A 26,648-nucleotide genomic window follows, 5' to 3' on the forward strand; every position below is an offset into this window, starting at 1 on the left:
GCAGGGATGCCCGCTGGATACTGCCCCGATTGGGGGGTGAGAACGCTTCCACGCCGGCCGCTGCGGCAACGGCTCGGGCACGCGGGTGCCGACGGTCAGGGCCAGTCGACGGATGCCTCGTACTCCTCATGTCGACGAAGGTAGGCGACGATGAACGGGCATTCGGGCACGATGCGCTCACCGCGGGCGACGGCGTCGTCGAGCGCGGTCCTGGCGAGCTTGCTGCCGAGGCCGCGGCCCTCGAACTCGGGCAGCACCACGGTGTGCGTGAAGACGATCGCGCCGTCTTCGAGTCGGTACTGCGCGAAACCCGCACGCTCGCCCCCGAACGTCAGGTCGTAGCGGTGACGGTCATCGTTGCGGACGATCTCGACGATGTCGGTGGCCATGGCGCGACTCTACTCGACCGTCGCGGCGGACGCGCCGCGACCGGCACAGGCCCCGCCGTCGCGGCGCGGTCGCCGCAGGCGTCGCCGCCGCGCTCAATCGCACGGTTCGGGCGGGTACGACGTGGCGCCGTCGCCCGGCGCAGGGCGTGCGGACGGCCACGGTGAGCGTGCGCGCACGCACCGCAGCGTCGGGCCGGGCGGCTCGAACGACGGCGAGCGGTTCGGGTGCGCCGCGCGCCGCACCGACGGGCCGTGACAGGCAGCGGCGGATGCGCCGCACGGGCACCGCGGCATCCGACTTGCCCTCTCCGTGCTCGTGCACGGTTGCCACCACGAGCGCGATCAACCAGGCGAACACGAGCGTGAACGCCACGAGTTCGAACACGGTCAGGTTGAAGAGGCCGAGCCCGTCGTAGGCGACCATCGCGGCCGCCTCCACCGTGAGCGCGAGATACGAGAACCGGGCGAACCAGCGGGGAACCCGCGGTGCGAAGAGCTGGATACCGAGGCAGAGCAGCGCGAATGCCGCTGCGGCGCCGACGGCGAACGTGTTGTGCAGGTCGGTGTCGGTGTCGATCGGCACGAGTCCGACGCCCATGAGGCTGAACCCGACGAGCGCGATGAGCAGGCGCATCACGGTGCGCCCGACCGGCCGGAGCGCGAACGGCCCGTGCGCGAGCGCGCGGGTGAGCATCGCCGAGAGGCCCGCCATGCCGAAGCCCGACATGATGATCGCGACGTTGAAGCACGCGGCCGCCAGGTCGTTCGAGGTGCCCAGGGTGCTGAAGTTGCGCGTCCACCACTCGCCGGTGGGGGTGATGCTCATGCTCGCGAGACTGCCGGCGGCGAGCAGCATCGCCACGAGGTTGAAGGTGCGGTACGCCTCGTGCTCGATCGCGCGATGGTGCAGGCGGAACGTTCCGACACCGAACACGACGCCGAGGAGCACGCTGTACAACTCGTGCCCACCGGGGAGGCCGTCGAACGCCGAGGCGGTGAAGTGCACGGCGAGCAGCGCGATCGCCGCCCAGGTCAGTCCGTTGGCGATCGCCCGCCACTCGGCGCGCAGCGCCGGCAGCCCGAGGCGCGCGAGCCGCGCGAGCGCGTGGTTCGACGCCGATGCCACCACGAGGCCCGCGCCGACCGCCGCCCCGCCGGCGAGCGCCGGCACCACCCAGACGACGTCGATCACGTGGGAGCCGCTCGTCGCCGAGAACCGGGGGTCGAGGGCGCGATACAACACGATCGACACCGCCACGGCGATCAGCAGGGCGTAGACACGTCGCATGTGAGCGGCCAACCGACGCGAGCGTACGACTCCGAGCCGAACGCGCCCCACACGTCCGGCGGTGCCGGCGCCCGTCGCACGCGTCGGCACGACGAGGATCCGATTCGACGACTCCGGAGCGACCCCGGCGAACGCACCCCTCATATCCGAACTCTCGATCCCCAGAATCAGATGTGTTCGCGAGCCTAACCGGCGCCCTGCGACCGAGTCATCCCAGAGTTGCGTCCCCCACGCCTATACCCAGCAGACTCTCAGCAAACTGCGGGCGGCCATGAAGCACGTGCACAGTGGAGCGAGGTGTCCGGGAAAACAAGAACGGCCCGCTTTCGCGAGCCGTTCTCTTACTGTCTCAACCAGTGTGCGCCCGGAGGGATTCGAACCCCCAACCTTCTGATCCGTAGTCAGATGCGGGGTGTCCACCAAGGTCCACGCAGCGCCGTAGTTCAAGCACGCTACCCCGGCGCGACACCATCGGACAACCACGGATCGACTCGGGTTGCTGGCAGCGTTACTGTCACGCCTGCCGCTTCCTCGCCCTCCGCGGTGACGCGATGAGCCCCTCCGATGCCCGTTTCAACAAGCGCGACTGGCAGCTCCTCACCGTACTCACCCTGAACCCCGGGGCATCTCCCGGCGAGGTGCGGATGCGCGCCGACATGCTGCCCCCGTCGACCTGGGGCTCGAACCTGCGCGGCATGCTGAAGGACGCCGCATGGCGGAAGCTGAGTCGCGAGACGAGCGAGGCGGCCGGCCGGCGCTGCGCCATCTGCGGCGCGGAGTCGTTTGGACCGAACCACACGCCACAGAATCCCGACTGTCACGAGATGTGGGTGTTCGAAGTCGCCGATGGGGTGCTCGTCCAGCGGCTCGAGCGACTCGTCGCACTCTGCAAGGCCTGCCACAACGTGCAGCACGCCGGCCGTGCCGAAAAGCTAGGGCTCACCGGCGACGTCGTCGACACGCTCTGCAGGGTGAATCGCTGGACCCCAACAGAATCGGAAGACGACATCGACCGCGCCTGGGACCGCTACGAGCTCATGAGCGGGCTCGAGTTCGACCTCGATCTTCGTGCGCTTGCGGGCCGCATCCAGGTCGGCGACGACGTCGATCTCTACTTCCGGGCCCGTGAGCGCGAGCGGCTGGGTAACAGTTGGCTCAAAGGCCCGGCGCGGCCGACCGTGCCGACGCTGTTCGATCTGCCAAGCGAGGGAACGCCTCTGTAGACGGGACCGCTCCCCCAGGGCCGCGCATCTCGCCGAGCCGCCGAATCTAGTGATCTCCTAGACTCCGGTAGACATCGGTAGAGATGGGCGGCCCTTCTGCATTCGATGCCCCACCGCGCCAGTCTCCCCGCCGTCGATCCGGTGGGTGAGGAGCGCCCGGACCGCAGCGAAGCGAGGACCGGACGCACCGCAACCCGCCGGGCCCGACGGCCGCTTGCGGCCGGCGCTTGAATGAGTACAGAAAGTTCTCACGACACATACGCCAGCGTTGCGTCCGGGGAGTGTCCGCTGCCCCAAATAGACTTGTGCCTTGCTGCTTCGGAGGCGTCGTCGTGGCTTGCCCGCCCAAACTTGCCTGCTCAAAAAGGACATCGTGGAACTCGAACAATCTGTACTTCTTGCCGAGGCCATCGAACAAGGCACAACCGGCCACGGCCTTCGTAGCTTCACCCCCGAACAGCTCTCTGAACTCGACTTGCGAGTCGAGAATGAGACGCTTCAGGTCTTCTGTTTCAAAAGGAAGCGCTGGCTAAAAGCCAAGCCCGAAGAGATCGTCCGCCAGCTCGTCCTTCGCAGGATGGTAACGGAAATGGCGTATCCGCTGTCGCGGATCGCGGTGGAGTGGCCAATCCAGATGGGTTCAGACGCAGAACGTCAACGCGCAGACATCGTCGTATTCAACGATGATGCCCACACTGACCCGTACATCATTGTGGAAGTTAAGCGCCCAAAAGTAGGTGACGGGATTGAGCAGCTCCGAAGCTACCTTCGATGGACAGGCTGCTTCTTTGGCACTTGGTCAAACGGCGACGACGCCGTGCACGTACTGCGTGAGGAAGACCCTTCGTCGGGCAAGGGCCCATACACCTTCCGAGACATTCCACGCGTGCCGAAGAATGGTGAGTCACTCGACGAGGTCCTGAAGCCGCTGACACCTGGCGACCTCCGACCGGTTCAGGACCTCCGAGCGCTAGTCGAGCGTCTCGAGCACGACGCTCTCTCGAACGCAGGTGTTGGGGCGTTTGACGAGCTCCTGAAACTCTTCTTCGCAAAGATCCACGACGAGATTCGAACCAAGGCCAAAGCAGGAGATCCGTGTCGCTTCCGTGCCTCGGCTGCGAGCGATGAACAGCTGCATCAGAGGATTGATGGTCTCTTCCAAGAGGCGAAGAAGCGGCCTGGAGCCTCGGATCTATTCGATGCCGGAGAGCAGATCAAGCTAACGTCTGATGCGCTCCGTCTTTGTACCTCGGTCCTCGAACCGTTCACCCTCGCACACTCGAATCTCGAAGTCATGGACGCGGCCTTCGAGTATCTCGTCAATCCCGAGCAAAAGGGGCAGAAGGGGCAGTACTTCACACCGCGCCCAGTGGTGAAAATGGCCGTGGAGATGCTGAATCCTCAGGATGGTGAGAAGGTCATTGATCCCGCGTGTGGTTCAGGCGGATTCCTGATCCACTCGCTGATGCACGTGCGAGATCAGAATGACTGGGCCCCCGCGGACGGCTACAAGTATGCGAATGAGAATCTGTTCGGTGCAGACTTCGATGACAAACTTGTGCGCGTTGCGAAGATGAGCATGATCGTCGCCGGGGATGGCAAAACGAATATCGTTCGCGTGAACTCTCTCGACGTGCGTGACTGGCAGAACTCCAAGGCCGCAAGCATGATCGGCCCCTTCACGAAGACGACAGTCGACGGTGACTTCGACATGGTCCTAACCAACCCGCCATTCTCAGGGAAGGTGTCGGGACGCCCCCAGCTCATCGCATACGACCTTTTCGATATGGCGTCGCAGGGGCTCCTCGCCGCTAGCGAGGACGACGAGGAACAGGCCGCTGCGGGGAACGGAGCGACCGGCAGAAATCGGCGCGTCAATTCCATGCAACGCGACATTCTCTTCCTTGAGCGAAGCCTGGACCTGCTAAAGCCCGGCGGGCGAATGGCCATCGTCCTGCCACAAGGCAACCTCAACAACATCGGGCTAGCTGGTCTCCGGAACTACGTGCTGGGCAGGGCTCGACTACTCGCGGTTGTCGGTCTCCACTACTACACGTTCCGCCCATTCGCGAGCATCAAGACAAGCGTGGTCTTCCTCCAGAAATGGGGTGGAGCTGCTGGGGATCGGCTCGACGACTACCCGGTCTTCATGGCTGTTAGCTCAAAGCCCGGCAAGGATAATCGCGGGCGGTACGTGTACAGGACTGATGAGAAGGGGCGTCTGCTCGACGCTGACGGCCGTGCCGTTGTTGAATCAGATAAGTCGGCTGCCGTGGACAGCGATCTTGATGAAATCGCAAGTGCTTTCCTGGAGTGGAAGAAAACTCAGGGGCTCGGGTTCTGATGTCGGCTCAGTTCTGGTCCGGGTCCGTAAGCTCTGTCGTCGCCCAGGGGCGCGCGGATCCCGAGTTCTTTGACCCGCGTATCGCACGCGTCGATCGAGCCATTTCGGGGGCGGGGAGCTCCACTCTTGAGAGTTTCGTACTGGACGCCTCTAGGGGTGCAAGTCCGACCTATGCCGACTCGGGCGATGTCCGAGTGGTCAAGACAGCAAACGTCCGTCGTTTTCAGATTTCAGGCGCCCCCGCTCAGTTCGTCGACCTGTCTGAACTCGCAGATCAAGGCGGACTAATTCCCACGAACTCATTGCTCATTACCTCCACGGGCGTTGGCTCGGCAGGACGGACCTTTCTATACACAGGGAGTGATTCCCTTGTCGCAGACGGTCACGTGACGGTCCTTCCCGTGCGGGGAACCAACACTGAGGCGGCATATCTCTGCGCCTACCTCCAGACGCCCTTCGGTCGGCAGCAGATCGTGCGGTTGCACCGAGGTTCTTCGCGACAGATCGAGATCTATCCTCAGGATCTTCTTCAGTTGCAGATCCCCCTACTGCCGACACAGGTGCGCCAAGCAATCGGTGACCGCTGGCTGGAGGCCGAATCCGCTGTACGCATTTCGCTCAATGGCGTGAGACGCGCAGAGGAGATGATCGAGGCCGTGATCGGTCAGAATGCAGGGAGCTGGGGTACTTCATCAGCCCAAGTGTGGGCGGAACCGATCTCCAGCGTGGCCGTTCGGCGGCGCATGGATGCAGAATCCTTCGCCCCACAGATCCGAAGCCTGCAGTCCGCGATCGCTTCCGTGGGACACCGAAGCCTTTCGGACCTCATCATTGAGACTCGCAAAGGCGTTCAGCCATCCGAGTACTCGGCAGATGGGGACGTCCAGGTTGTTAAGTCGAAGGATGTCAACTACCCAGAGTTCAGCATGGCCAGTTGCGAGCGAGCGCATAACGAAGGCTGGACTCAGTTCCTCAAACCGGGACAACTGCTCGTAAACATGACGGGCGAGGGCAGTCTGGGCCGAGCAGGCGTAGTCCCGGCAGGTGCTCACCACGCAGTGGCCTCTGTGGATGTCTGCACGTTGACGATTGACGCCCGGATGGCGCTCCCCGAGTACGTAGCCCTCGTATTGAACTCTTGGATTGGGCGCCGACAGACCTCAACCGTGCAGACTGGCTCCTCAGGGCAACAACACATGTACCCAGTGCATTTCGCGAATCTCCTTATCCCGCTCCCAACGGATCGAAGCGGTGCTGTTGATCTGGCGTGGCAACGGAGCGTTGTCGATGCCGCCGAAGCGAGGGCGACCGCATTGCGATTCGCGGAGATGGTAGGCGCTGAACTGGACACCGTCTTCGCTAGGCATATCCCGTCAGACGTGGATCTATCGACCATCCCGCGATAGCCGGCAGCTCTAAACCGTCTGCTCGAATGCCATCAACGCATCTTCGGGTGTTGGTAGTCACGCCAATCGTTGGCTCGAGCGCAGTGGCGTTCACCATGACCCGGATTGGACCTCCATGGCAAAGAAGGGTAGCCATTTCCCTACCCTGACGCCTTGATGAGACCGTCGGCTACGACTTCATCGTCCTGAACGGCAAACCGGACCACGCTGCCGGCTGCGGAGTCCGACATTGATCCCGTCGCTTTCCGGCGCCGCGTTGGGCATCCCGGGGCTGGCACCAAGCACGAAACGCCAATCGCGGCGGGCTCGAGCTGCGTGCTCCATCAGAGGGGTCCAGCCGGCCAACTGCCGGGCGAAACGGCTCCGCTATATTGACCGAATGAGGCATGAACCGATCGAAGTCGCTGATGTCTTCGTCGCGGGAAACTACCCGGCGCTCACGTACAACCCCCGCAAGGGTACGGCGTTGGAATCTGAACTTGTGGCATACCTCCGACAGCGAGGCAAGTGCCTGTTGATATCCGGCCCAAGTAAAGCCGGAAAGACCGTTTTGGTAGAGCACATGCTCCCGCGAAACTTCGCCGTCTGGGTGAGCGGAAATCGACTAAAGAGCGTTGACGACTTTTGGGAGGCAATCGTCGATCAACTGGACGCCTTCACTGAAGTGTCGACCACATTCACGGACGGCGACGACCTAAGTATCGAGGCAGCCTTAACTGTCGGCATTCCGGAATTCTTGCAAGCGAGGGTTGGTGTCCGGCCCGCGTTCAGTAAGAGTGAGGCAATCACCGGGCGTCAAGTGCGCAGCGCGGCGAGCACGGTGCTCGAATACCTCGGGCATACGCCCGTGCCCGTCATTCTCGATGATTTTCACTACATCGAAGACCCCTCCCTCCGCAAGGAGATTGCACTGGTTGTGAAGGAGTTGATCCTCAAGACACATGTTGTGCTAATCGCCGTTCCGCACGTGGCCTTTGATCCTGTGCGCGATAACCCCGACCTGAACGGACGGTTCTGGAACGTCACCGTAGAGCCGTGGAAGGCCGACGAACTGATCCAGATCGCTGCAGACGGGTTCCGCGTCCTTGGGCTTCTTGATTCGGACGGTTCACTCGGACGTTCCCTTGCCCGGGTCAGCCTCGGCGCCCCCTTCATCATGCAGCAGCTTTGTCAGGAACTCGTTTTCGGCAACGGGATTTATGAGTCCACCGAGGCGACGCAGGTACTCGCGGAACCGCCATCGTGGGATACCTTCTTTCGGACCGTCGCAGACCGGCACGTTCCCGGCATCTTTGAGAAACTCCGCAAAGGCCCGGCTCGCCGCGGTCAGGAACGAGTGGCACGGACCTTGAAGGACAGGCGCACGACGGACGTTTATGGTGCGGCGCTACTGGGAATCGGCTCACTGAGCCCTCGCCTGAAGTACCCCTACACGGCCCTTTCGAAGGAACTCGATCGGCACTTCATTGACGCGCCAAACAACCAACAACTTTCCAGCGCCCTCGGCCACATGGCCGAGATAGCACGCAAGGGGCGCGGAACTAGTGACGCGGCTTTCGTGTACAAAGACGACGAAGTTACGGTCGCGGACCCCTTCCTTGCGTTCTACCTGCAGTACGGCCATTGGACGCTACCGAGTCCCGAGGAGTAATGCGGATCAACCGCATGAACTGGACCAAGCCGCTCGCCTCGCTGCACCTCATCACAAGGATGCCATTGTCCTCGCAGTGACCTCGCGGTCCCCTAGGCGCTCCAAAGGGACGCTTTAGGTCGCCGGCTTTCGGATTCGCGTGGAGGTGGAAGAGTGCTCCTTTACCTTCCGCTTCTCGAAACGCGTAACCCACTCGGCGTAGATGGGCAAGAGGTCAGGATCACGCCTCTTGAGCGCGACCGTCATAAACGTGCCGAAGTCGACAAGCATTCGTGTCGACCTGGGATTGGTCGGTACCGCGGCGAAGCCCATCTGTGTGTGCGCACTTTCGCCATAGAGGGCAACGAACTCATCCGCGCATGCACGCCGCATGCGGCGACGAAGCTCGAGCTGTTCGTCTAGCGCGGGTGACAAACCCTCAAAATGCTCGTCGAGCACGGTTGTGAAGGGCTCAATCACGATATCGATCAGGGGATCTTCAGCCATTAGCTCCCGAATCGCCTGTACGTGCAGGTCGTTGTAGCGATGACGTAGCGCGCTCGGGGAAACGCGCTGCCAGCGAGCGAGTTCGGCCAGCTCAGGGCGACGGGTTGCCACACGCTGCGCATAAGCGGTGATCAGTGCGCGCAGATCGGCGGCGCGGTCCGCTAGTTCGGTGCTGACGCCTGTAGCCAAGTACAAGAATCCATCTGATCGCTCCGTGACGCTCTGCCCTTCGGCAAAAGGAGCAAATGAGTCGATCGGGATCCACGCGCCTCGCGAGCCAGTGTGCCGCGATCTCGACGGATCCACGGATGTCGAAACCGTTGCCAGCTTGGTAATAAGCCCACTCACAACAGGCGGGAGGTCCAGGTCACCAATCGCCTTTTCGGTCATGGCGGCAATCGTATGACACCAGCTTGAGTTTTGGACTTGCGTTAAGTGCAGTACTTAAGTAATGCTGTTTACGCACGCTCCGGTTGGATCGTGCAGGACCTAGGAGGACAAACATGGCAATTCAGAACGCGATCCCCGTGGACTTCGGAGCATTCTTCCCCGCCGGAGCCTTCATGGTCGGCGAGGTCGAACGGGTCATCGAATGGACCGACGATGGACAGCAGGCCGGCCAGCAGCACGACAAGCTGACGAGCAAGCCGCTTTGGACGGTGCGCGTCATCGATGCCGACCCGAACGCCCGCAAGGGGCAAGGTGAAGTCAGCGTCAAGATCGCATCAGCCGTCGAGCCGACTCCGCCGCCGGAGATGAATGGGCTGCCCTTCCGCCCGGTTGTCTTCGACGGTCTTACCGTGACTCCCTACGTCAAGGAGGGTGGGGGGCGACCCCGCGTTGCGTTCTCGCTTCGCGCAACAGACATGAAGCCTGCAGGCTCGTCGAAGCGCGGTGAATGATGGCCATCGACCTCAGGGGCGAGGTCCGCTGGTGGGGTATAGCCATCGCTGACACCTGGCAGCAACACAAGGCACTCTCGATCGTCTTCCTGATCGTCAGCGTCACCTTGAGCTGGCTCGACGGCATCGCGATCGCCCTCTGGACCATCGTTGCCCTTTGGCTCGGCGTTCACCTGCTGCGCCGATACCGCAATCGGATGACTCTTGCCGATCACGAGCGCCAGCGCCGCAGTCGCGTTTATGTCCAGTGGCTCTCGAGTGTGTGGCCCGAACTGATGCTTCGGCTCGGATGCGCAGCACACGTCACGGACGGCCCACGGACGGTCCCGGCGTTCACGAGCTATTCGTGGAGCGCAGGCGTGCTCTGGATGAGCGTGACACTCCCGCTCGGCATGACGCGAGAGCAGCTCGAGTCCCGAGCAGACGCGATCGCTCAGAACCTCGGCGCACGCCGCGTGTCAGTGTCAGCGGCGCCCGGTGGGGCGACAGTCATGGTCGCGTTCAGCGATCCTCTGGAACAGGTGTTCGCTCTGCCGCTCGCGACATCCGTCGATCTGGGCGCGATACCGCTGGGGCTTCGCGAGGACGGCTCGCCGTGGACGATGCGTCTTGGGCCGCACACCCTCGTCGCTGGCTCCTCAGGTTCGGGCAAGGCCTCGCTCGTGTGGGGGCTCATCCTCGGGCTTGCCTCGTCGATTCGCTCCGGGTTGGTCCAAGTGCACGGGATCGACCTCAAGTCAGCGATGGAACTCGGCATGGGCCGTGAGCTGCTGACCAGATTCGGGCACACACCCGAGCAAGCTGTGCAGCTCCTCGAGGAAGCCGTCGCGAGCATGCAGGCGCGAGCCCTTGAGCTCTCGGGTTCAACGCGGCAACACGTCGCCACGATCGCGAGTCCGCATATCGTCGTGCTCATCGATGAGATGGCAGCTCTCACGGCTTACCAGGCCGACCGTGAACTGATGCGACGCGCGAACAACGCAATCGCTCTGCTCTGTTCCCAAGGTCGCGCAGTCGGCTACACCGTCTTCGCATGTCTGCAGGATCCCCGCAAAGAGACGCTTCCGGCTCGTGGCCTGTTCACTCAGACGATCGGACTTCGTCTTCGTGACGCGATGGAAACGGCGATGGTCCTCGGCGAAGGTATGCGTGACAAGGGGGCACTGTGTCACCGCATTCCACCCACGATGCCGGGCACTGGGTACATCGTCCCTGACGACGGCAGCGACCCTGTGCGGGTCCGCGCTGGAACTGTCACTGACGAGATGATCCGCTCTGCTGCTCGCGATTTCGCCGCACCGCATCAGATTCCCATCGTTACGCCCGAACCCGCCGTGGCCGAACCCGCTTCGGCATCACGGTCGCGCCGAACTCGGCGCACCCCGAAAGGAGAAGAAGGATGATCAACAAGCGACAGCTCGCCCTCCTCGCGGCGCCCACCGCCGCACGCGCCCTCGTGGCTGGAGTGTTCGCGGCGGGGCACCTCGTCGGACGCAGTACCTACGACGCCAGGTCCGTCTCGTACACGGCCGGCTATGACATGGCCCGTGAGAACTTCTGCAATCTCAAGATGAACGACGAAGGGTACGCCAGTGCGTTCGACACTCGCCGCGCCGAGAGCCTCGACGAGAATCTCCTCATCGCAGATGCGAGCTGCATGGACTGGCAGATCGAGGCGTGGAACTCCGCGCAGGAGCGACAGGGCAACGACCTTCGTGCGTGCCGACCGGACAACGCCGAGGTGCTGTGGGCGGGCACGCTGATCACCTGCACCGCCACGGTGAACCTGAACTGACATGTCATACATCGACGAGGCGACAAACCGGCTGCGCCGGCCTGACTTCGAGCGCTGGATGGACCAGGTCTCGGGCACGGGCTATTGCGCGCAGCCGGTGCGTCTCGTCGGCTCTACTTCGACATTCGATTCACGGACTGGCGACCAGCTCGCTCACTACACCTCGTCCTCTGAGCCAGACGGCGTGACCTACGTCCGCTGCGGCAATCGTCGAGCCGCGCGGTGCCCGTCGTGCAGCTACGAGTACAAAGCCGACATGTGGCATCTCGTAGTTGCCGGTGCTGCAGGTGGCTCGAAGGGTGTCCCCGATTCTGTGGCGGAGCATCCGCTCGTCTTCGCCACCCTTACCGCGCCTTCGTTCGGCTCGGTGCACTCTGCACGAACGTCGAGTCGTGGTCTCGCTCGTTGCCGCCCACGCGCACATAAGCTCTGCCCGCACGGCCGACCGACCTGGTGCATGGCGACGCATGATCACGACTCCCCCGCAATCGGCGAGCCGCTCTGCATCGACTGTTACGACTACGAGTCGCACATCAGTTGGCAGTGGCACGCACCCGAACTGTGGCGTCGCTTCGTCATCCGACTGCGCCGCGAACTCGCCGCCTCGCTCGGCGTCAGCGAGACCGCGGCCCGGAAGCTCGTGCGTGTTCAATTCGCCAAGGTCGCCGAGTTCCAGCGGCGCGGTGCCGTGCACTTCCACGCGCTCATTCGACTCGATGGAGACGGCAACGAAGCCAATCCGTTCCCCGCGCCGCGCGTACCGACGACCGCGGCCGGCCTCGCGAACCTCATTCAAGTGGCAGCTGCAGCCGTCGATGTCATCGCCGATCCATTGCCCGGCGAGAGCGCATCCCGACGGCTCAAGTGGGGTCGACAGTGCGATGCGCGCCCGGTACACCGTCAGGTCGACACCGAGGATGGTCGGCTGACCGATCGCGCCGTCGCCGCTTACATCGCCAAGTATGCGACCAAGGCCACAGAGGATCTCGCTTCCACGAGCTCGGGAAGCTCTCGTCCCCACATCGCGACCATCCGCCAACTGGTTGCCGTTGCCGGCCGGGCTGCTGCGCTTGATGAAAACAGCAGCTACCGACTGCTCGGCCGCTGGGAATCCATGCTCGGCTTCCGCGGCCACTTCTCCACGAAATCGCGCCGATACTCGACGACCCTCGGGCGACTGCGCTCAGCTCGGCGCGACTGGCAACGCAAGCAGAAGACCCCGCCTATCGCGCCCGATCCGAACTTGGACGACAGCGAGGAGACGACCCTCATCATCAGTTCCTGGTCGTTCGTCGGCATGGGCTGGCTGTCCGCGGGTGATGCGGCACTCGCAGCCGAATCCGCGGCCGCAGCGCGTGAGTGGCGTCTGAACCGACGAACTGCAACGCAAACCAACAACGAAGAGAGGTGAAGAGATGGAAAAGCTGATGCTGACCCCCGAAGAGGTCGCTGACGCCCTCGGCATCGGTCGGTCGACGGTGTACGACCTGATGCGGCTCAATGCGATAACGAGCGTGAAGATCGGTCGTTCGCGGCGAGTCCCAGTGAGTGCAGTCCGCGAGTACGCCGAGCGACTGACGCAAGCGAGTCTGGTCCGATGAGCAAGCGCGCCAACGGCGAAGGCAGCGTCTATCAACGCAAGGATGGCCGATGGGTTGGCTCGACATACGTCCTGCGACCAGATGGTGCTCGGCAGCGCAAGGAGGTCTATGGGCGCACGCGATCGGAGGTCAACACCAAGCTCCGCGAGCTGATCTCGAATACGGAACGCGGAGTACCGATGGCTGGGACTCCATGGACGGTGAGCACGTACTCCGAGCACTGGCTTACAAACGGAGTCAGCTCGCTGCGACCCGCTACACAGTCGAACTATGCCTGGGTGATCCGCAAGTACATCCTCCCGACGGTCGGCGACGTCCGCCTCGAACGCCTGACGCCTGCGCACGTGCGGAAACTTCATGGCGCCGTGCAATCGACAGGTGTATCCGTGAGGACCACACAACTCACGCATGCAGTGCTGCGGTCGATGCTGGCCGAGGCGGTTCGTGAGGAGCTGATCGTACGAAACGTCGGCACGCTTGTACGACAGCCTCAGCTCGAGAGGTCTGAGCGTCAGGTGTGGTCGCCTGAGGAGACCGCTCGATTCGGCTCAGCAGCGAAGCCGCACCGGCTCCATGTGCTGTTCGAACTCGCGTATTCAGTCGGCCTCCGCCGAGGCGAGCTCCTTGGGCTGCGCTGGTCGGATGTCGACCTGGATGGGAACATGATCCATGTCCGGCAGACGATGCAGAGACTCGGCGCGGGTCATGGTCGCGTCTTCGGGCCGCCCAAGACAGCTCGATCACGACGCAGCATTCCGATTCCTGCAGCGGCCGCGCGCTCGCTCCGACTGCACTGCATTGCCCAGGTAGCGGAACTAACCGGCGCGAACCGCGCGAACCCGCTCGACCTCGTCTTCACGACATCACTCGGTACGCCGATCGAGCCGAGCAACCTGCGGCGAGATTTCGAGGCCCTGATCGTGTCGGCCGGGGTACCGAGGATTCGGTTCCATGATCTCCGCCACACCTGCGCATCCCTGCTGTTCGCAAAGGGAGTCCCTCCTCGAGTGGTCATGGATCTGCTCGGCCACTCGACGCTGAGCATCACGACAGATCTCTACGCGCACGTGATGCCGACCGCTCTGGCCGAAGCGGCATCAGCGATGGACGACCTCCTGACGGAGGCCGCGGATACCCTCACCTCGACAAGCGAAGGAGCGCAAGATGTCCAGCCCTGAATCTGGAACCGGTTGTGTGATCGTGAGACTCGAGGGGAAGGCTGCGTCGAATCCAGCCCTCGGCGAACGGGTCGCCGTCTCGCATACGCCCGATCACTCGGCGCGCATCGATAGTTTCGGCACGGTCGTCGGGGCGTTCTCACTCAATGATCTCGAACCGTCGAGTTCGTTCGATCCCTCCGAGCATGCGGAGCTCATCGCGGCCGACTTCGATTCCAGGCGAGCTGGCCCGATCGTCGAGATCTCGTTCGACGGTTTCGGCACGGTCGCACTCAAGATGTTCTGGTCGGCAGCGACCATCGTCATGTTCGCGCTGCAGCCACTCCGCCTCTCGCTGCGCCTGCAGGATCCGACCCTTGATGCCGACGGCAACCTGGTGATGCTCCTCAGCCGGTTCGACCGGACACCGGTAGATGCTGCGACCGTACGGAACCAGCTCCTCGAGACAGGCTTCCAAGTGGGTGAGGTCGACACTCCACCGCCCTGGTAGCTCACCGTTGCTGTCACGGTTGCTGTCAGCAGTCTCGGTGAATCGTCCAACGGCCCGTTGGACTAAATCGTCCAGCAACGTGCTGGACAATTGACGAGAGGAAGAAACCCCGATGAACCGCCAGAAAACAAGAACGGCCCGCTTTCGCGAGCCGTTCTCTTACTGTCTCAACCAGTGTGCGCCCGGAGGGATTCGAACCCCCAACCTTCTGATCCGTAGTCAGATGCTCTATCCGTTGAGCTACGGGCGCAGTCATGTCGCCTGCGCTTCCTTCGCGATCAGGCAACCACGTAACTCTAACGCACCCGCTCGGATCTCGCCAATCGAGCGCCGCCGCGACTCCGAGCGCCCCGCCTCGACCGACCCGGCGCCGCCTTCGCGACGGAACGACCGGCGCAGCTCAGCCGTCGGCGTGCTCGGGACGCAGCGCGTCGAGCGCCGTGAGCTGGCGGCGGTTCGCGACCTGGCGGTACGAGGTCTCGATGAGCTCGGCCAGAAGCCGCCAGTCGGTGTCGGGCCGATCGAGGTCGACGCCGACCCAGCGGTCGCGGTCGTAGTAGGGCGGGCCGAAGAACCGCCCGTCTTGCACGAGCGCGTGATGCTCGTCGGGGTCGGTCTTCAGCACGATCGAGAGCGGGCGCTCCATCGAGGCGCTCACGTGCACGAAGATCGGTTTCGCCGCGCGGAACGTCGGCCGGCCCCACGCCTCGACCTCGACCGCTTCGGGCAGCGCGAGGCACACGGCGCGCACGCGCTCGACGAGCGGATGCCGCGGGTCGACGACTCGGGGGTGCTCCACGAGCCCACGGTACGCCGCACCGGCGACACCGCGCGAGCCGCGGCATCCGCTGCCGTCAGCCCTTGACCGCTCCCCCGAGCCCCGCCGACCGCAGGAAGACCCCCTGGAAGAGGAGGAACAGCACGACCGGGATGAGCGTCGAGATCGCGAGCGCCGCGAGGAACACGTCGAGCTCGATCGATCCCTGCACGGCGGGCAGACGCACCGAGAGCGGCTGCACGGCGGGGTCCGGCAGCACGAGCATCGGCCAGAGGAAGTCCTTCCACGCGGCGATGATCGCGAACACCGACACGACGCCGAGGATGGGCTTCGACATCGGCAGCACGATCGACCAGAAGAGGCGGAACGGGCCCGCCCCATCGGTCTTCGCCGCCTCGAACACCTCACGCGGCAGCGCGTCGAAGAAGCGCTTCACGAGCAGGATGTTGAAGGCGTTCGCCGCCGCCGGCAGCCACACCGCGAGGTAGTTGTTGAGCAGCGACACCTCGCCGAGCAGCGGCGGGTTCACGATCGTGAGGTACAGCGGCACGAGCAGCACGACGGCCGGGATGAAGAGCGTGACGAGGATCGCGCCGTTCAGGATCGGCGCGTACCGCGGCCGCAGCACCGACAGCGCGAAGCCCGCGGTCGTCGCCACGAGCAGCTGGAAGAACCAGGAGCCGGCGGCGATCACGATCGTGTTCCAGAAGAACTGGTCGATGTGCACCTCGACCCACGCCGACTGCAGGTTCTGCCAGTCGATGCCGTTCGGCCAGAGCGCGAGCGGTTGGCGCAGCGTGTCCTGCGTCGGCGTCACCGCGGACTTCGCGAGCCAGAGCAGCGGGCCGAGGCCGGCGACGACGAGGCCGACGAAGAGCGCGAAGTGCACACCGCCCATGCCGAGCCTGACCCCGCGCTTCTTGCCGTCGAAGTCCGAGACGATGCCGCGGTCGCGCGATTCGTCGTCGAAGCGCTTCGCCTTTCGAGACGTCAGCGAGAGCCGGGGCAGCCGGATGTCCCGTGCGGTCGGGGTGGTCGTCATGAGGTGCTCCAGCGGTTCGTGAGCTTGAAGTAGAGCCAGCTGAGCAGTGCGAGCACGACCGCGAGCATCACGCTGAGGGCCGTCGCCTCGCCGTAGTCGCCGCCGAGGCTGTTCTGGAAGGCGTAGCGGTAGATGAGGAGCAGGATCGTCACGGTCGCGTTGTTCGGCCCCCCGCCGGTGAAGAGGTAGGGCTCGAGGAACACCTGCGCGGTCGCGATGACCTGCAGGATCAGCATGATGAACAGGATGCCGCGGAGCTGCGGCAGCGTGACGTGCCAGATCTTGTTCCAGATCGAGGCGCCGTCGACCTCCGCCGCGTCGTAGAGCTCCGGCGGCACGGCGAGCAGGGCGGCGAGGTAGATGATGATCGAGCCGCCGGCTGCGGCCCAGGTCGCCTCGAGCACGAGCGAGGGCATCGCCGTCGCGGATGACTGCAGCCACGGCTGTGCCGGGATGCCGAACCAGCCGAGGATCGTGTTGAAGAGCCCGGTCGGGCTCGCGTCGTAGAAGACCTTCCAGAGCAGCACCGCGACGACCGGCGGCACGACGACCGGCAGGTACGCGAGTGCGCTGTAGAAGCCCTTGCCGCGCCGCACCTCGCTCATCAGCACGGCGACGAGGATCGGCAGCGGGAACCCGAAGAGCAGCGCCAGCACGGCGAAGTACAGCGTGTTGAGGATCGCGGTGCCGAGCAGCGGGTCGCTCAGCACGGCGGCGAAGTTGTCGAGGCCGACCCAGGTGGGCGGGTCGAGGAGGTTCGTCTGCTGGAAGCTCATGACGATCGACTGCACGATCGGCGACCAGCTGAAGATCGCGAAGACGATGAGCATCGGCGCGAGGAAGGCGAGGGTCGAGAGGCCGCCGCCCTGCACCCAGGTGCGGAGGTTCCGCGTGCGCCTGCGCGGTGCGGGGGTCGAGGGCGGGGCGGGCTCGCCTGCGGACGGGGCCGCGGCGGGCGGTTTCGCGGTGAGGGTCATCTGGGTCCTTCGTGCTCGGGGAGAGCGGATGCCGCGGCGCGGGCGGTTCGGGGGAAGGCCCGCGCCGCGGCATCCGCTCAGTGCGCTACTCGTCGAGCAGCGCCTGCGCCTCGGCGTCGGCCTGCTCGAGCAGGGCGTCGATGTCGGCGTTCTGATCGGTGAGCACGGCCTGCACCACCGGGTCGAGCAGGGCGTAGATCTCCTGCGTCTTGCCCTTCGGCTCGCCCACCGGCGTCTGCTCCCAGATGCCGTCGATGAACGGGGTCATCTGGTCGCGCGGCACGTTGATGTAGGGCTCGATCCAGACGAGCGACTGCTCGTAGGCCTCGCGGTTCAGCACCGGGAGGAGGGGCGTGCCGACGGCCTGGTCGCTCTCGGCGAGCGTCTTCGCGTCGAGCACGGCCGCATCCTCGTCGAGGAGCTTCTGCATGTAGAACCAGTCGATCCAGGTGATCGCCGCGGCCTTCGTCTCGTCGTCGACCGTGGGGCTCACGACGGCGATGTCGCCGCCGCCGAGGGTGCCGCCGTCGTTCTCGATGGGGATGACCGTCAGTCCGTAGTCATCGGGGGTCAGCGAGAAGTCGCGCACGAGCGCCGTGTAGATGTCGGAGCCGGTCGTGTACATGCCGATGTTGCCGGCCGCGAACTCCTGGTTGATGCTGCCCCAGTCGAGCAGGAAGTTCGACCCGAGCGAGTCGTCCTCCCACCGCAGTTCCTTCAGGAACTCGAGCGACGCCTTCGTGCCGTCGTTCGCGATCGTCGACGTGTAGGTGCCGTCGCCGTTGTCGGTCTGCGTGCTGCCGCCGCGAGCGACGGTGGCCGCGGTCAACTGCCAGCCGCCCGTGTTGTTCTGGGTCATCTGCATGTAGCCGGCCTTGCCGGTCTCGTCGGCGATGACCTTCGCGTCCTCGCGCACCTCGTCCCACGTGGTGGGCGGGCTGTCGGGGTCGAGCCCGGCCTGCTCGAACAGGGTGCGGTTGTAGTGCAGGCCCATGGCGTACGCCTGGCGCGGGAACCCGAAGATGCGGCCGTCGGCGTCGGTGACGCCGTCGAGGATCACGGGGTTGAAGCTGTCGGTGTAGCCGAGCTCCTCGATCTCGTCGGTCACGTCCATGAGCTGGCCGTTCTCGAGCAGGGTCTTCGAGTCGGTGAAGGGCACGGTGAAGACGTCGGGCAGGCTGCCGCCGGCGAGCTGCACGGCGAACGTCGGGCCCTCCCACTCGTACTCGACGCCGATGATGTCGATGTCGGGGTTCGCCTTCTCGAACTGCTTCTCCTGTGCGTCGAACGCCTCGTACGCCGCGGCGTCGGCCCCTGGCGGGAACGTCGCGACCCGCAGCTCGGTCTTGCCGCTCTCGCTGCCTCCCGAGCTGCAGGCGGCGAGGGCGCCGACCATCGCGAACGCGGCGATGCCGGCGATCACGACCTTGCGTGGTGACTTCATTGTCCAGTCCTTTCGGTGCTGTGTTCAGGTGTGATTGCTGGATGCGTGCCGCGGCATGGCGCTCGCCGCGGCCTCGACGGTCAGGCGCTCCGATGGAGCCAGGCCGTGGAGTCGGGTGGCAGCAGCCCGCCGACGAGCGGGGTGCTGGCGAGCAGGATGCTCTCGTGGTCGGGCAGCGCGACGGGCTCGCCGCCGAGGTTCGTGACGCTGGCGAACGTCTCGCCCCGGGTGAAGGCGAGCACCTGCGGGTCGCCGTCGAGCCAGGTCATCGGCCCGTCGCCGAGGGCCGCCTCGCGGTGCCGCAGGCGCAGCGCCTGCCGGTAGAGCCAGAGCATCGAGCCCGGGTCCGCCTCCTGCGCCTGCACCGTGAGCGCGGCCCAGTCGGCCGGCTGCGGCAACCAGGGGGCGACGGATGCTTCGGCGGGGCTGAACCCGAACGGCGCCTCGGTGCCGCGCCAGGGCAGGGGCACGCGGCATCCGTCGCGACCGGGGTCGACGCCGCCCGAGCGGAAGTGCATCGGGTCCTCGAGCACCTCGCGCGGGAGCTCTGCCTCGGGGAGGCCGAGCTCGTCGCCCTGGTAGAGGTAGAGCGATCCGGGCAGCGCCGCGGTGAGCAGGGCCGCCGCACGCGCGCGCCGCACGCCGAGCTCGAGGTCGGTCGGGGTGTCGAAGCGCTTCCTCGCGAAGGCGAAGCCCGAGTCCTCGCGGCCGTAGCGGGTGACGGGCCGGGTGACGTCGTGGTTCGAGAGCACCCACGTGCTCGGGGCGCCGACCGGGGCGTGCGCGGCGAGCATCAGGTCGATCGATCCGCGGAGTTCCGCGGCATCCCACGGGCGCGACATGAAGTCGAAGTTGAACGCGGTGTGCATCTCGTCGGGGCGGAGGTAGGCCGCGAAGCGGGAGGCATCCGGCACCCAGACCTCCCCGACGAGCACACGGGTGCCCTCGTACGAGTCGGCGATGCGCCGCCATGCTCGATAGACCTCGTGCACCTCGTCGCGGTCCTCGGTGGGGTGCTGTCCGGGGGCGGGCTCGGCAGGCACCTCGGGCAGCTCCGGGTCCTTGATGAGCAGGCCCGCCGAGTCGATGCGCACGCCGGCGACGCCGCGGTCGAACCAGAACCGCAGGATCTCCTCGTGCTCGCGGCGCACGTCGGGGTGGTTCCAGTTCAGGTCGGGCTGCTCGGGGGTGAAGAGATGCAGGTACCAGTCCCCCGGGCTGCCGTCGGGGTTCGTCGTCCGGGTCCACGTGTCGCCCTGGAAGTTCGACACCCAGTTGGTGGGCATCTCGTCGCCATTCGGCCCCTTGCCCGGGTGGAACCAGAACCGCTCGCGCTCGGGCGAGCCCGGTCCTGCGGCGAGCGCCGCCCGGAACCAGGGGTGCTCGCTCGAGACGTGGTTCGGAACGACGTCGATGATCGTGCGGATGCCGAGGGCGAGCGCGTCGGCGATGAGGAGCTCGGCGTCTTCGAGGCTGCCGAAGGCCGGGTGGATGTCGCGGTAGTCGCTGACGTCGTAGCCGCCGTCGGCGAGCGGTGACGGGTACCACGGGTTGAACCAGAGCGCGTCGACGCCGAGCTCCTTCAGGTAGCCGAGTCGGCTGCGCACCCCGCGGAGGTCGCCCGTGCCGTCGCCGTCGGAGTCGGCGAAGCTGCGCACGTAGACCTGGTAGATCACCGCGCTCCGCCACCAGAGCGGGTCGGGCGCATCGTCAGCGGCGGCCGTGGTCGCCGATGCGGCATCCGTGAGGTGCATGGTCACGCGGTGCGTCTCCTCGTGTCGACGGGCTGGGCACGCCGTGTCGACAGAGGACGACGGCGTCGATGACCGTCAACGTAATGAGAGCAACAGAATGATGCAACTATTCAACAAATCGACATCAGTTTGCGTTGATTTGCGTGGAATTGCGGCATCCGCTTGCCGGATCCGCGCAAGCGGCGGAGAAGCCGTGTCAGCGCTTGGCCGGCGCGGTCGAGCCGCGCACGACGAGCTCGGGCGCGAAGAAGACCTCGTCGCCGATCGCGCGCTCGCTCGACATCTGGCGCATGAGCAGCTCGATGATCATCTTGCCCATCGCTTCGATCGGCTGCCGAACGGTGGTCAGCGGCGGCTCGGTGCAGTTCATCAGCGCCGAGTCGTCGTAGCCGATCACCGAGACGTCCTCCGGCACGCGGAGCCCGGCTCGGCGCACCGCGCGCACGGCGCCGAGCGCCATCGGGTCGCTCGCGCAGACGATGCCCGTGACGCCCGCGGCGAGCAGCTTCGTCGCCGCCGTCTGGCCCGACTCGAGCGAGTAGAGCGAGTGCACGATGCGATCTTCGCCGAGTTCGAGGCCGTGCCGCTCCGCCATGCGGAGCGCCGCCGCGTGCTTGCGCTGCGATGGCACGTGGTCGCTCGGGCCGAGCAGGATGCCGATGCGCTCGTGCCCGAGCTGCACGAGATGCCCGAACGCCTGCTCCATCGAGGTCGCGTCGTCGCACGAGACCGTGGCGAAGTCGAGGCCGTCGATCGGGGCGTTCACGAGCACCGTCGGGAGGTTCAGTTCGCGGAGCCGCGCGTAGTGGTCGTGATTCACCTCGGCCTGGGCGTACGCCCCGCCCGCGAAGATCACGCCCGAGACCTGCTGGTGCAGGAGCAGCTCGACGTAGTCGGATTCGGAGATGCCGCCGGCCGTCTGGATGCAGAGCACCGGCGTGTAGCCGTTCTGCGCGAGACCCCCGCCGATCGCCTCGGCGAGCGCGGGGAAGATGGGGTTCTGCAGCTCGGGCATGACGAGGCCCACGAGCCGGGCACGTTCGCCGCGGAGCTTCGTCGGGCGCTCGTAGCCGAGCACGTCGAGCGCGGTGAGCACGGCGTCGCGCGTCGACGCGGAGACACCGGGCTTGCCGTTCAGCACCCGGCTGACGGTGGCTTCACTGACTCCGACCTTGCGCGCGACATCCGCGAGTCTCCTCGACATGCCGTCATGCTACGGGAGGCCGCGCAAGAACTCGACAATCGAGCGGATGCCTCGGCGCTCGGTGTCAAGCACTTGCCCGGCGCGCGCAGCGGCGTGAACATCGAGTCAGAGGAATGGAGTCGAGATGGCGAACGCTCGCAGCACCTCCGCCGCTCATGAGAACCCGACGATCGGCCGCTGGCTGCACGAGCATGCGCTCCTCATCGTCTGTCTCGTGATCTTCCTGCTCTGCCTCATCGGCATGGCCGTGAGCGGGTACCAGGTGTTCACCGACGACCGGCTGGAGCACGGCGGGTCGACCATCGCCTTCGGCGACTACCTGGGCTCGGGTCAATTCATCGAGGCGACCTTCGAGAACTGGGAGTCCGAGTTCCTGCAGATGGGTGCGTACGTGGTGCTCACGATCTTCCTCTTCCAGAAGGGGTCGTCGGAATCGAAGCCGATCGGCGAGCGCACCGCCCAGGACGACGACCCGCGGCACGCGGAGGTCGGCCCCGACACCCCGTGGCCGGTGCGCCGCGGCGGCGCCTGGCTCGTGCTCTACGAGAACTCGCTCGCGATCTTCTTCTTCGTGCTGTTCGCCCTCTCGTTCTGGTTCCACGCCGTCGGCGGCGCGGAGGTGTACTCGGCGGAGCAGGTGCAGCACGGGCTGCCGGCCGTCGGCGTGATCGAGTACCTCGGCACCTCGCAGTTCTGGTTCGAGTCGATGCAGAACTGGCAGAGCGAGTTCCTCGCCGTCGCGGCGATCGTCGGGGCATCCGTCTACCTCCGGCAACGCGGCTCGCCCGAGTCGAAGCCCGTCGCGACACCTCATCACGAAACGGGTGCGTGAGGCACCGCCCGCAGCACGGAGCCGAGCGAGTGATCCCGAGTCAGTCGACCGCTTCCATCTGCGTGATGATGAACATCCGCTCGGCCGCGGTGAGGCTCGTGGGCGCCGGAGCCCCCACGAGCGCTTCGATCTCGGCGCACGTGAGCGGGTCGAGTTCGGCCCCGAGGTCGGCGAGCACACGGTGCTTCGCCTCGATCGAGAGTCGCGGCCACCAGCGCTCGATCTCGTGTTCCAGGGCGTGTTCGAGTGCGTCGTTCATCGCGATCCCCCTTCTCCTTCAGGGTAGATCCGCACCGCCTCCGTCGACAGCCCTTCTCGGACGAACGGTCCTCGACGCAACCGGTGCGTGAGGCGTCCGCGGCGGGTGTCCCGCGCGCCCCTCGCGCGGGCTAGAGTTCGGGCATGGGCAAGTTCATCTACAACTCGTCACCACGTGAGATCGAGATCGACGATCGCACCCTCGCCCACCTGCGCGTGGCGATCCTCAACAAGCTCCGCCGCTCCGAGAGCTTCGCGATGACGTGGGAGCACGGCGTCGAGAACGGCAGCGGCCGCACCACGATGTGGCTGCATGAATCGGTGCCGCTGCAGTTCGTCTTCAGCGGCAACCGCCAGCCCACCTTGAACCGGCTCTGGATCGAGCAGTTGCTGCTCGCGGCCAACAGCACCGCAGGGCTGGTCTTCGTGCCCGAGCCCACGGAGAACGAACCCATCGAGAGCGACTAGCGCGGCATCCGTCGACGTGTCCCGGACGACCGCAGCTGAGGCGTGGCCTCAGGCCGGCTGGCTCTCGCTGCCGGACTCGACCTCCTGCACGTCGACACCGACCTGCACCGGCTGATCGGCGATCGTCGGGATCGGATCGGTGTCGAGATGCTCGGGCACGAGCCGGATGCCGCCCGTGCTGTTCGCCGACCGCATCAGGTCTTCGATCCACTGCCGGCTGAGCTCCGGGGCCTCGGGTTCATCGAAGACGAATCGCAGCGGAATGCTGGGATGCAGCCAGAGGGTGCTCCGCCCGCGCGGCTGGTCTTCGGCATGCTGCCACGAGAGCGTGAAGGACTCACCCCGACGGAGCTTCGTCGTGATGGCGACTTTCACATGTGCGAGCGCGCGGTCCTCGATGCCGATCGGGGTGCCGGAGTCGCCGTAGTACAGGGTTCCCACGACCTCAGCTTAGGCCTTCGACACGCGGAACGGGCGGCCCGAAGGCCGCCCGTTCCGGTGAAAAGCTGCGCGGGGTCACACCGTCCGGTTCCCGCCGATGAAGCGAACGAGGAACACGATGAGCGCGATGACCGCCAGCACGACGCCGACCCAGATCAGGAAGTTGAGTGCCGGGACGACACCGCCGGTGATGAGCAGCACGACGGCGGCGATGGCGATGATGGCGACGAGGATGTTCATGATCTCTCCTTCATGTGTTCCGCTCTCGTGATCGACGAGTGCGGCGAGTGGTTCGGACCCGACGGGCAGAACCTCGAGACGGGGGTACGCCTCGTCCCTCGACGCTATTGCGCCGGGACGACCTGCTGCTAGGGGTTGACCGCCCTTCCGGCCGCGTGCTACCTGGACCCTCGACGTCGGCGGTCGGACGCCCATCGCGCACCTGTCAATCCCCTGCCGCGAAGTCCTGCCCACGCGTACCGTGGCCGTTGATGCGAGGAGGTCCCATGACCGACGACCGCCCGACCTATGACCGTCTGACCAACGAACTGCTCATCGATCCGACGACGAAGCACACGACCGATCCGTTCCCGAAACAGGAGCAGGAGCCGCCCGGCCTCACCGAGCGGATGTCCCCGCTCCCCGATCACGGCGAACAGAGCTATCGGGGCAGCCGACGTCTCGAGGGTCGGCGCGCCCTCATCACGGGTGGTGACTCCGGCATCGGCCGGGCTGTCGCGATCGCCTTCGCCCGCGAGGGCGCGCGGGTCGCCATCGCCTCGCTGCCGAGCGAGCATGAGGACGCGGACGAGACCGCGAGGTGGATCTCGGACGCCGGGTCCCAACCGCTGCTGCTCTCGGGGGACCTTCGCAACGAGGCCCATTGCAAGGAACTCGTCGCCCGTACCCATCAGACGTTCGGAGGACTCGACCTGTTGGTGCTGAACGCCGCCCACCAGCGTGAACGCGGCGGCATCGACACGATTCCGACGGACGACTTCGAGACCGTGATGCGGGTGAACCTCTTCGCGCCGGTCTTCCTCGCCCGTGCGGCGGTGCCGCTCATGGACGCCGGATCGAGCATCATCACGACCACCTCGATCCAGGGCTTCGACCCCTCCTCGGCGCTCGTCGACTACGCGATGACGAAGGCGGCGTTGGTGGCGTTCACGAAGGCCCTCGCGGAGGAACTCGGGCCACGCGGCATCCGTGTGAACGCGGTTGCTCCCGGTCCGATCTGGACGCCGCTCATTCCCGCAACCGGCTGGCCCGACAAGCTGCCCGAGTTCGGGCACAACACGCCGCTCGGTCGGGCCGGGCAACCGGCTGAACTCGCCGGGGCCTACGTCTACCTCGCATCCGACGAGGCGTCGTACGTCTCGGGTGCAGTACTGCCGGTCACCGGCGGCCGCGGATTGTGAGAGGGAGAGGAGACGCACATGCCAGGACGCAGGAACGCATCCTTGAAGGATCCCGAGCTCTACGAGGCACTGCGAGACGACGGCGCATCGAAGGAGAAGGCGGCTCGCATCTCGAACGCGGCGGCCGCGCAGGGTCGCAGTGCGATCGGCCGGAAGGGCGGCGAGCACGGCGACTACGAGGACTGGACCGTCGATGCGCTGAAGCGACGGGCGAAGGAGATCGGCATCACCGGCTACAGCCGCAAGCGCAAGGCCGAGCTCATCTCGGCGCTGCGCAACCATTGACCGTGCACCGCCGATGCCGCGCCTGAAGCGGGTCGAGCCCTACGTCTCCCCCGGGTTCACCCGGGTGAGACGCGGGCGCGGATTCGGGTACGTGCACACCACCGGCGGCGACGCGAGCCGAGCCGAGCGAGCTCGCATCACCGATCTCGCGATCCCGCCGGCCTGGCAGGAGGTGTGGATCTCGGATGCCGCGAACGCCCACATCCTCGCCGTCGGGGTGGACGCCGCAGGACGACGACAGTACCTCTACCACCCGGCCTGGCGGGAACGGCAGGACGCCGAGAAGTTCCAGCGCATGACCGCACTCGCCGAGGCCCTGCCCGCGGCCCGGCGGAGCGCCGCCCGCGACCTCGCGCTCGACGGGTCGCCTCGCGAACGGGTGCTCGCGGCCGCGTTCCGCACGCTCGACCTCGGCGGCATCCGCATCGGCTCGGAGGAATCGCTCGCAGGATTCCGCAGTCGCGGCCTGACCACGCTCCTGGTGCGCAACGCCAGACTGGAGGACGACGAGACCGTGCGATTCCGGTTCCGTGCGAAGGGCGGCATCGCGCAGGACCTGCGAGTGGCGGATGCCTCGCTCGCCGGGTTCATCGCGAGCACCGGCGAACGCTCGTCGGCCAGTCGTCTCTACGCGTGGTCGAGCGGACGGTCGATGCGAGCCGCGGCCCCGGTCGACGTGAACGACGACATCCGCGAGCGCACCGGCGGCGACTTCACCGCGAAGGACTTCCGCACCCTGCGCGGCACGATCGCCGCGGCCGATCGGCTCGCGGAGCTCGGCCCGGCCGGCACCGCCCGCGCCCGAACGGCAGCGATGCGGGCGGCGATCGAGGAGGCGTCGCGCGTGCTCGGCAACACGCCGGCGATCGCTCGAGGCAGCTACGTCGACCCGCGAGTGCTCCTCGCCTACGAGCACGGGATCGTCGCGGCATCCGGTGCCGATCGTGAACGGCGGTTGATCGAACTGCTCAGGCGCGTCGACGAGGCCTGA

General features: G+C 65.8%; 28 protein-coding genes and 2 tRNA genes. 16 read left to right on the forward strand and 14 right to left on the reverse strand.

Annotation, left to right across the window (positions count from 1 at the left end):
* Positions 1 to 95 precede the first annotated feature (95 nt).
* The 3 genes from JOE59_RS13955 to JOE59_RS13965 form a co-directional block, all read right to left on the reverse strand.
* Positions 96 to 389 (reverse strand): GNAT family N-acetyltransferase, encoded by a 294-nt coding sequence (locus JOE59_RS13955; protein WP_204461358.1) that lies wholly within the window; start codon positions 387 to 389, stop codon positions 96 to 98.
* The gene (locus JOE59_RS13960) at positions 352 to 1,677 is read right to left on the reverse strand and encodes a hypothetical protein (RefSeq protein ID WP_204461359.1); all 1,326 of its coding nucleotides are present in this window, start codon (positions 1,675 to 1,677) and stop codon (positions 352 to 354) included. The genes JOE59_RS13955 and JOE59_RS13960 overlap by 38 nt, the downstream gene beginning before the upstream one ends.
* Before the next feature lie 359 nt (positions 1,678 to 2,036).
* Positions 2,037 to 2,114, reverse strand: a tRNA-Arg gene (locus tag JOE59_RS13965).
* A gap of 114 nt (positions 2,115 to 2,228) precedes the next feature.
* Here JOE59_RS13965 and JOE59_RS13970 point away from each other — a divergent pair.
* The 4 genes from JOE59_RS13970 to JOE59_RS13985 all read left to right on the forward strand — a co-directional run bounded on the left by JOE59_RS13970 (position 2,229) and on the right by JOE59_RS13985 (position 8,301).
* Positions 2,229 to 2,900, forward strand: a complete 672-nt coding sequence (locus tag JOE59_RS13970; RefSeq protein ID WP_204461361.1) for a hypothetical protein — start codon at positions 2,229 to 2,231, stop codon at positions 2,898 to 2,900.
* Positions 2,901 to 3,273: 373 nt separating this feature from the next.
* Positions 3,274 to 5,244 (forward strand): type I restriction-modification system subunit M, encoded by a 1,971-nt coding sequence (locus JOE59_RS13975; protein ID WP_204461364.1) that lies wholly within the window; start codon positions 3,274 to 3,276, stop codon positions 5,242 to 5,244.
* 194 nt (positions 5,245 to 5,438) lie between these two features.
* The gene (locus JOE59_RS13980) at positions 5,439 to 6,650 is read left to right on the forward strand and encodes a restriction endonuclease subunit S domain-containing protein (RefSeq protein WP_204461365.1); all 1,212 of its coding nucleotides are present in this window, start codon (positions 5,439 to 5,441) and stop codon (positions 6,648 to 6,650) included.
* A 379-nt stretch (positions 6,651 to 7,029) separates the two neighbouring features.
* Positions 7,030 to 8,301, forward strand: coding sequence for a P-loop NTPase family protein (locus JOE59_RS13985; protein WP_204461366.1), 1,272 nt, complete (start codon positions 7,030 to 7,032; stop codon positions 8,299 to 8,301).
* Positions 8,302 to 8,415: 114 nt separating this feature from the next.
* Here the strand turns inward: JOE59_RS13985 and JOE59_RS13990 are convergent, their stop codons facing one another.
* Complete coding sequence (locus tag JOE59_RS13990; protein WP_204461367.1) at positions 8,416 to 9,177, reverse strand: hypothetical protein; 762 nt, start codon at positions 9,175 to 9,177, stop codon at positions 8,416 to 8,418.
* A gap of 113 nt (positions 9,178 to 9,290) precedes the next feature.
* Between JOE59_RS13990 and JOE59_RS13995 the strand changes: the two genes are divergently transcribed.
* The 7 genes from JOE59_RS13995 to JOE59_RS14025 are packed head-to-tail and all read left to right on the forward strand — an operon-like array spanning position 9,291 to position 14,753.
* The gene (locus tag JOE59_RS13995; protein WP_204461368.1) at positions 9,291 to 9,689 is read left to right on the forward strand and encodes a plasmid replication, integration and excision activator; all 399 of its coding nucleotides are present in this window, start codon (positions 9,291 to 9,293) and stop codon (positions 9,687 to 9,689) included.
* Positions 9,686 to 11,092: an FtsK/SpoIIIE domain-containing protein gene (locus tag JOE59_RS14000; protein ID WP_204461369.1), complete on the forward strand. Its 1,407-nt coding sequence runs from the start codon at positions 9,686 to 9,688 to the stop codon at positions 11,090 to 11,092. The genes JOE59_RS13995 and JOE59_RS14000 overlap by 4 nt, the downstream gene beginning before the upstream one ends.
* Entirely contained in the window at positions 11,089 to 11,484 is a 396-nt protein-coding gene (locus JOE59_RS14005; protein ID WP_204461370.1) for a hypothetical protein, read from the forward strand. Before JOE59_RS14000 ends, JOE59_RS14005 begins: the two co-directional genes overlap by 4 nt.
* 1 nt (position 11,485) lies before the next feature.
* Positions 11,486 to 12,895: a replication initiator gene (locus JOE59_RS14010; protein ID WP_204461371.1), complete on the forward strand. Its 1,410-nt coding sequence runs from the start codon at positions 11,486 to 11,488 to the stop codon at positions 12,893 to 12,895.
* Between the two features lie 16 nt (positions 12,896 to 12,911).
* Positions 12,912 to 13,085: a helix-turn-helix domain-containing protein gene (locus JOE59_RS19140; RefSeq protein WP_239561084.1), complete on the forward strand. Its 174-nt coding sequence runs from the start codon at positions 12,912 to 12,914 to the stop codon at positions 13,083 to 13,085.
* Positions 13,082 to 14,263 (forward strand): tyrosine-type recombinase/integrase, encoded by a 1,182-nt coding sequence (locus JOE59_RS14020; RefSeq protein WP_204461377.1) that lies wholly within the window; start codon positions 13,082 to 13,084, stop codon positions 14,261 to 14,263. Before JOE59_RS19140 ends, JOE59_RS14020 begins: the two co-directional genes overlap by 4 nt.
* Positions 14,250 to 14,753 (forward strand): hypothetical protein, encoded by a 504-nt coding sequence (locus JOE59_RS14025; protein ID WP_204461378.1) that lies wholly within the window; start codon positions 14,250 to 14,252, stop codon positions 14,751 to 14,753. The genes JOE59_RS14020 and JOE59_RS14025 overlap by 14 nt, the downstream gene beginning before the upstream one ends.
* A 177-nt stretch (positions 14,754 to 14,930) precedes the next feature.
* On the opposite strand, the gene JOE59_RS14030 is transcribed toward JOE59_RS14025, so the two are convergent.
* The 7 genes from JOE59_RS14030 to JOE59_RS14060 all read right to left on the reverse strand — a co-directional run bounded on the left by JOE59_RS14030 (position 14,931) and on the right by JOE59_RS14060 (position 21,952).
* Positions 14,931 to 15,003, reverse strand: a tRNA-Arg gene (locus JOE59_RS14030).
* 150 nt (positions 15,004 to 15,153) lie between these two features.
* Positions 15,154 to 15,552 carry an MmcQ/YjbR family DNA-binding protein gene (locus JOE59_RS14035; protein ID WP_179551914.1) on the reverse strand — a complete coding sequence of 133 codons (399 nt, stop codon included), beginning with the start codon at positions 15,550 to 15,552 and terminating at the stop codon, positions 15,154 to 15,156.
* 55 nt (positions 15,553 to 15,607) lie between these two features.
* A complete protein-coding gene (locus tag JOE59_RS14040; RefSeq protein WP_179551913.1) occupies positions 15,608 to 16,573 on the reverse strand; it encodes a carbohydrate ABC transporter permease in 966 nt (321 codons plus the stop codon).
* Positions 16,570 to 17,550 carry a carbohydrate ABC transporter permease gene (locus JOE59_RS14045; protein ID WP_179551912.1) on the reverse strand — a complete coding sequence of 327 codons (981 nt, stop codon included), beginning with the start codon at positions 17,548 to 17,550 and terminating at the stop codon, positions 16,570 to 16,572. Before JOE59_RS14045 ends, JOE59_RS14040 begins: the two co-directional genes overlap by 4 nt.
* Before the next feature lie 85 nt (positions 17,551 to 17,635).
* Positions 17,636 to 18,994, reverse strand: coding sequence for an ABC transporter substrate-binding protein (locus JOE59_RS14050; protein ID WP_204461379.1), 1,359 nt, complete (start codon positions 18,992 to 18,994; stop codon positions 17,636 to 17,638).
* Positions 18,995 to 19,074: 80 nt separating this feature from the next.
* Positions 19,075 to 20,748, reverse strand: a complete 1,674-nt coding sequence (locus JOE59_RS14055; protein WP_179552889.1) for a glycoside hydrolase family 13 protein — start codon at positions 20,746 to 20,748, stop codon at positions 19,075 to 19,077.
* A 196-nt stretch (positions 20,749 to 20,944) separates the two neighbouring features.
* Positions 20,945 to 21,952, reverse strand: a complete 1,008-nt coding sequence (locus JOE59_RS14060; RefSeq protein WP_204461381.1) for a LacI family DNA-binding transcriptional regulator — start codon at positions 21,950 to 21,952, stop codon at positions 20,945 to 20,947.
* Between the two features lie 124 nt (positions 21,953 to 22,076).
* On the opposite strand from JOE59_RS14060, the gene JOE59_RS14065 reads away from it, so the two are divergent.
* The gene (locus JOE59_RS14065; protein ID WP_239560262.1) at positions 22,077 to 22,784 is read left to right on the forward strand and encodes a DUF6766 family protein; all 708 of its coding nucleotides are present in this window, start codon (positions 22,077 to 22,079) and stop codon (positions 22,782 to 22,784) included.
* 40 nt (positions 22,785 to 22,824) lie between these two features.
* Here JOE59_RS14065 and JOE59_RS14070 read toward each other — a convergent pair whose 3' ends face one another.
* The gene (locus JOE59_RS14070) at positions 22,825 to 23,043 is read right to left on the reverse strand and encodes a hypothetical protein (protein ID WP_204461383.1); all 219 of its coding nucleotides are present in this window, start codon (positions 23,041 to 23,043) and stop codon (positions 22,825 to 22,827) included.
* Between the two features lie 143 nt (positions 23,044 to 23,186).
* Between JOE59_RS14070 and JOE59_RS14075 the strand changes: the two genes are divergently transcribed.
* Complete coding sequence (locus tag JOE59_RS14075) at positions 23,187 to 23,510, forward strand: DUF7882 family protein (protein WP_074260768.1); 324 nt, start codon at positions 23,187 to 23,189, stop codon at positions 23,508 to 23,510.
* Positions 23,511 to 23,558: 48 nt separating this feature from the next.
* Here the strand turns inward: JOE59_RS14075 and JOE59_RS14080 are convergent, their stop codons facing one another.
* Together JOE59_RS14080 and JOE59_RS14085 are read right to left on the reverse strand one after the other, a co-directional pair.
* On the reverse strand, positions 23,559 to 23,951 hold the full coding sequence (locus JOE59_RS14080; protein WP_307837080.1) for a DUF7882 family protein: 393 nt from the start codon (positions 23,949 to 23,951) through the stop codon (positions 23,559 to 23,561).
* Between the two features lie 75 nt (positions 23,952 to 24,026).
* On the reverse strand, positions 24,027 to 24,191 hold the full coding sequence (locus JOE59_RS14085; RefSeq protein ID WP_165877426.1) for a hypothetical protein: 165 nt from the start codon (positions 24,189 to 24,191) through the stop codon (positions 24,027 to 24,029).
* 266 nt (positions 24,192 to 24,457) lie between these two features.
* On the opposite strand from JOE59_RS14085, the gene JOE59_RS14090 reads away from it, so the two are divergent.
* From JOE59_RS14090 to JOE59_RS14100, 3 genes are read left to right on the forward strand one after another with little or no spacing between them, the layout of a single operon-like run.
* Positions 24,458 to 25,372 carry an SDR family oxidoreductase gene (locus JOE59_RS14090; protein WP_204461385.1) on the forward strand — a complete coding sequence of 305 codons (915 nt, stop codon included), beginning with the start codon at positions 24,458 to 24,460 and terminating at the stop codon, positions 25,370 to 25,372.
* 18 nt (positions 25,373 to 25,390) lie between these two features.
* Positions 25,391 to 25,657 (forward strand): DUF7218 family protein, encoded by a 267-nt coding sequence (locus tag JOE59_RS14095; protein WP_204461387.1) that lies wholly within the window; start codon positions 25,391 to 25,393, stop codon positions 25,655 to 25,657.
* 13 nt (positions 25,658 to 25,670) lie between these two features.
* The gene (locus JOE59_RS14100) at positions 25,671 to 26,648 is read left to right on the forward strand and encodes a DNA topoisomerase IB (protein WP_204461389.1); all 978 of its coding nucleotides are present in this window, start codon (positions 25,671 to 25,673) and stop codon (positions 26,646 to 26,648) included.

It is taken from the genome of Agromyces cerinus (assembly GCF_016907835.1).
Taxonomy (GTDB): domain Bacteria; phylum Actinomycetota; class Actinomycetes; order Actinomycetales; family Microbacteriaceae; genus Agromyces; species Agromyces nitratus.

Bases quoted from the DNA above. Each gene is read 5' to 3' on its own strand.
- JOE59_RS13955 (WP_204461358.1), bottom strand. From the start codon at position 389: ATGGCCACCGACATCGTCGAGATCGTCCGCAACGATGACCGTCACCGC.
- JOE59_RS13960 (WP_204461359.1), bottom strand. From the start codon at position 1,677: ATGCGACGTGTCTACGCCCTGCTGATCGCCGTGGCGGTGTCGATCGTG.
- JOE59_RS13970 (WP_204461361.1), top strand. From the start codon at position 2,229: ATGAGCCCCTCCGATGCCCGTTTCAACAAGCGCGACTGGCAGCTCCTC.
- JOE59_RS13985 (WP_204461366.1), top strand. From the start codon at position 7,030: ATGAGGCATGAACCGATCGAAGTCGCTGATGTCTTCGTCGCGGGAAAC.
- JOE59_RS13990 (WP_204461367.1), bottom strand. From the start codon at position 9,177: ATGACCGAAAAGGCGATTGGTGACCTGGACCTCCCGCCTGTTGTGAGT.
- JOE59_RS13995 (WP_204461368.1), top strand. From the start codon at position 9,291: ATGGCAATTCAGAACGCGATCCCCGTGGACTTCGGAGCATTCTTCCCC.
- JOE59_RS14000 (WP_204461369.1), top strand. From the start codon at position 9,686: ATGATGGCCATCGACCTCAGGGGCGAGGTCCGCTGGTGGGGTATAGCC.
- JOE59_RS14005 (WP_204461370.1), top strand. From the start codon at position 11,089: ATGATCAACAAGCGACAGCTCGCCCTCCTCGCGGCGCCCACCGCCGCA.
- JOE59_RS14010 (WP_204461371.1), top strand. From the start codon at position 11,486: ATGTCATACATCGACGAGGCGACAAACCGGCTGCGCCGGCCTGACTTC.
- JOE59_RS19140 (WP_239561084.1), top strand. From the start codon at position 12,912: ATGCTGACCCCCGAAGAGGTCGCTGACGCCCTCGGCATCGGTCGGTCG.
- JOE59_RS14020 (WP_204461377.1), top strand. From the start codon at position 13,082: ATGAGCAAGCGCGCCAACGGCGAAGGCAGCGTCTATCAACGCAAGGAT.
- JOE59_RS14025 (WP_204461378.1), top strand. From the start codon at position 14,250: ATGTCCAGCCCTGAATCTGGAACCGGTTGTGTGATCGTGAGACTCGAG.
- JOE59_RS14040 (WP_179551913.1), bottom strand. From the start codon at position 16,573: ATGACGACCACCCCGACCGCACGGGACATCCGGCTGCCCCGGCTCTCG.
- JOE59_RS14045 (WP_179551912.1), bottom strand. From the start codon at position 17,550: ATGACCCTCACCGCGAAACCGCCCGCCGCGGCCCCGTCCGCAGGCGAG.
- JOE59_RS14050 (WP_204461379.1), bottom strand. From the start codon at position 18,994: ATGAAGTCACCACGCAAGGTCGTGATCGCCGGCATCGCCGCGTTCGCG.
- JOE59_RS14055 (WP_179552889.1), bottom strand. From the start codon at position 20,748: ATGCACCTCACGGATGCCGCATCGGCGACCACGGCCGCCGCTGACGAT.
- JOE59_RS14060 (WP_204461381.1), bottom strand. From the start codon at position 21,952: ATGTCGAGGAGACTCGCGGATGTCGCGCGCAAGGTCGGAGTCAGTGAA.
- JOE59_RS14065 (WP_239560262.1), top strand. From the start codon at position 22,077: ATGGCGAACGCTCGCAGCACCTCCGCCGCTCATGAGAACCCGACGATC.
- JOE59_RS14070 (WP_204461383.1), bottom strand. From the start codon at position 23,043: ATGAACGACGCACTCGAACACGCCCTGGAACACGAGATCGAGCGCTGG.
- JOE59_RS14075 (WP_074260768.1), top strand. From the start codon at position 23,187: ATGGGCAAGTTCATCTACAACTCGTCACCACGTGAGATCGAGATCGAC.
- JOE59_RS14085 (WP_165877426.1), bottom strand. From the start codon at position 24,191: ATGAACATCCTCGTCGCCATCATCGCCATCGCCGCCGTCGTGCTGCTC.
- JOE59_RS14090 (WP_204461385.1), top strand. From the start codon at position 24,458: ATGACCGACGACCGCCCGACCTATGACCGTCTGACCAACGAACTGCTC.
- JOE59_RS14095 (WP_204461387.1), top strand. From the start codon at position 25,391: ATGCCAGGACGCAGGAACGCATCCTTGAAGGATCCCGAGCTCTACGAG.
- JOE59_RS14100 (WP_204461389.1), top strand. From the start codon at position 25,671: ATGCCGCGCCTGAAGCGGGTCGAGCCCTACGTCTCCCCCGGGTTCACC.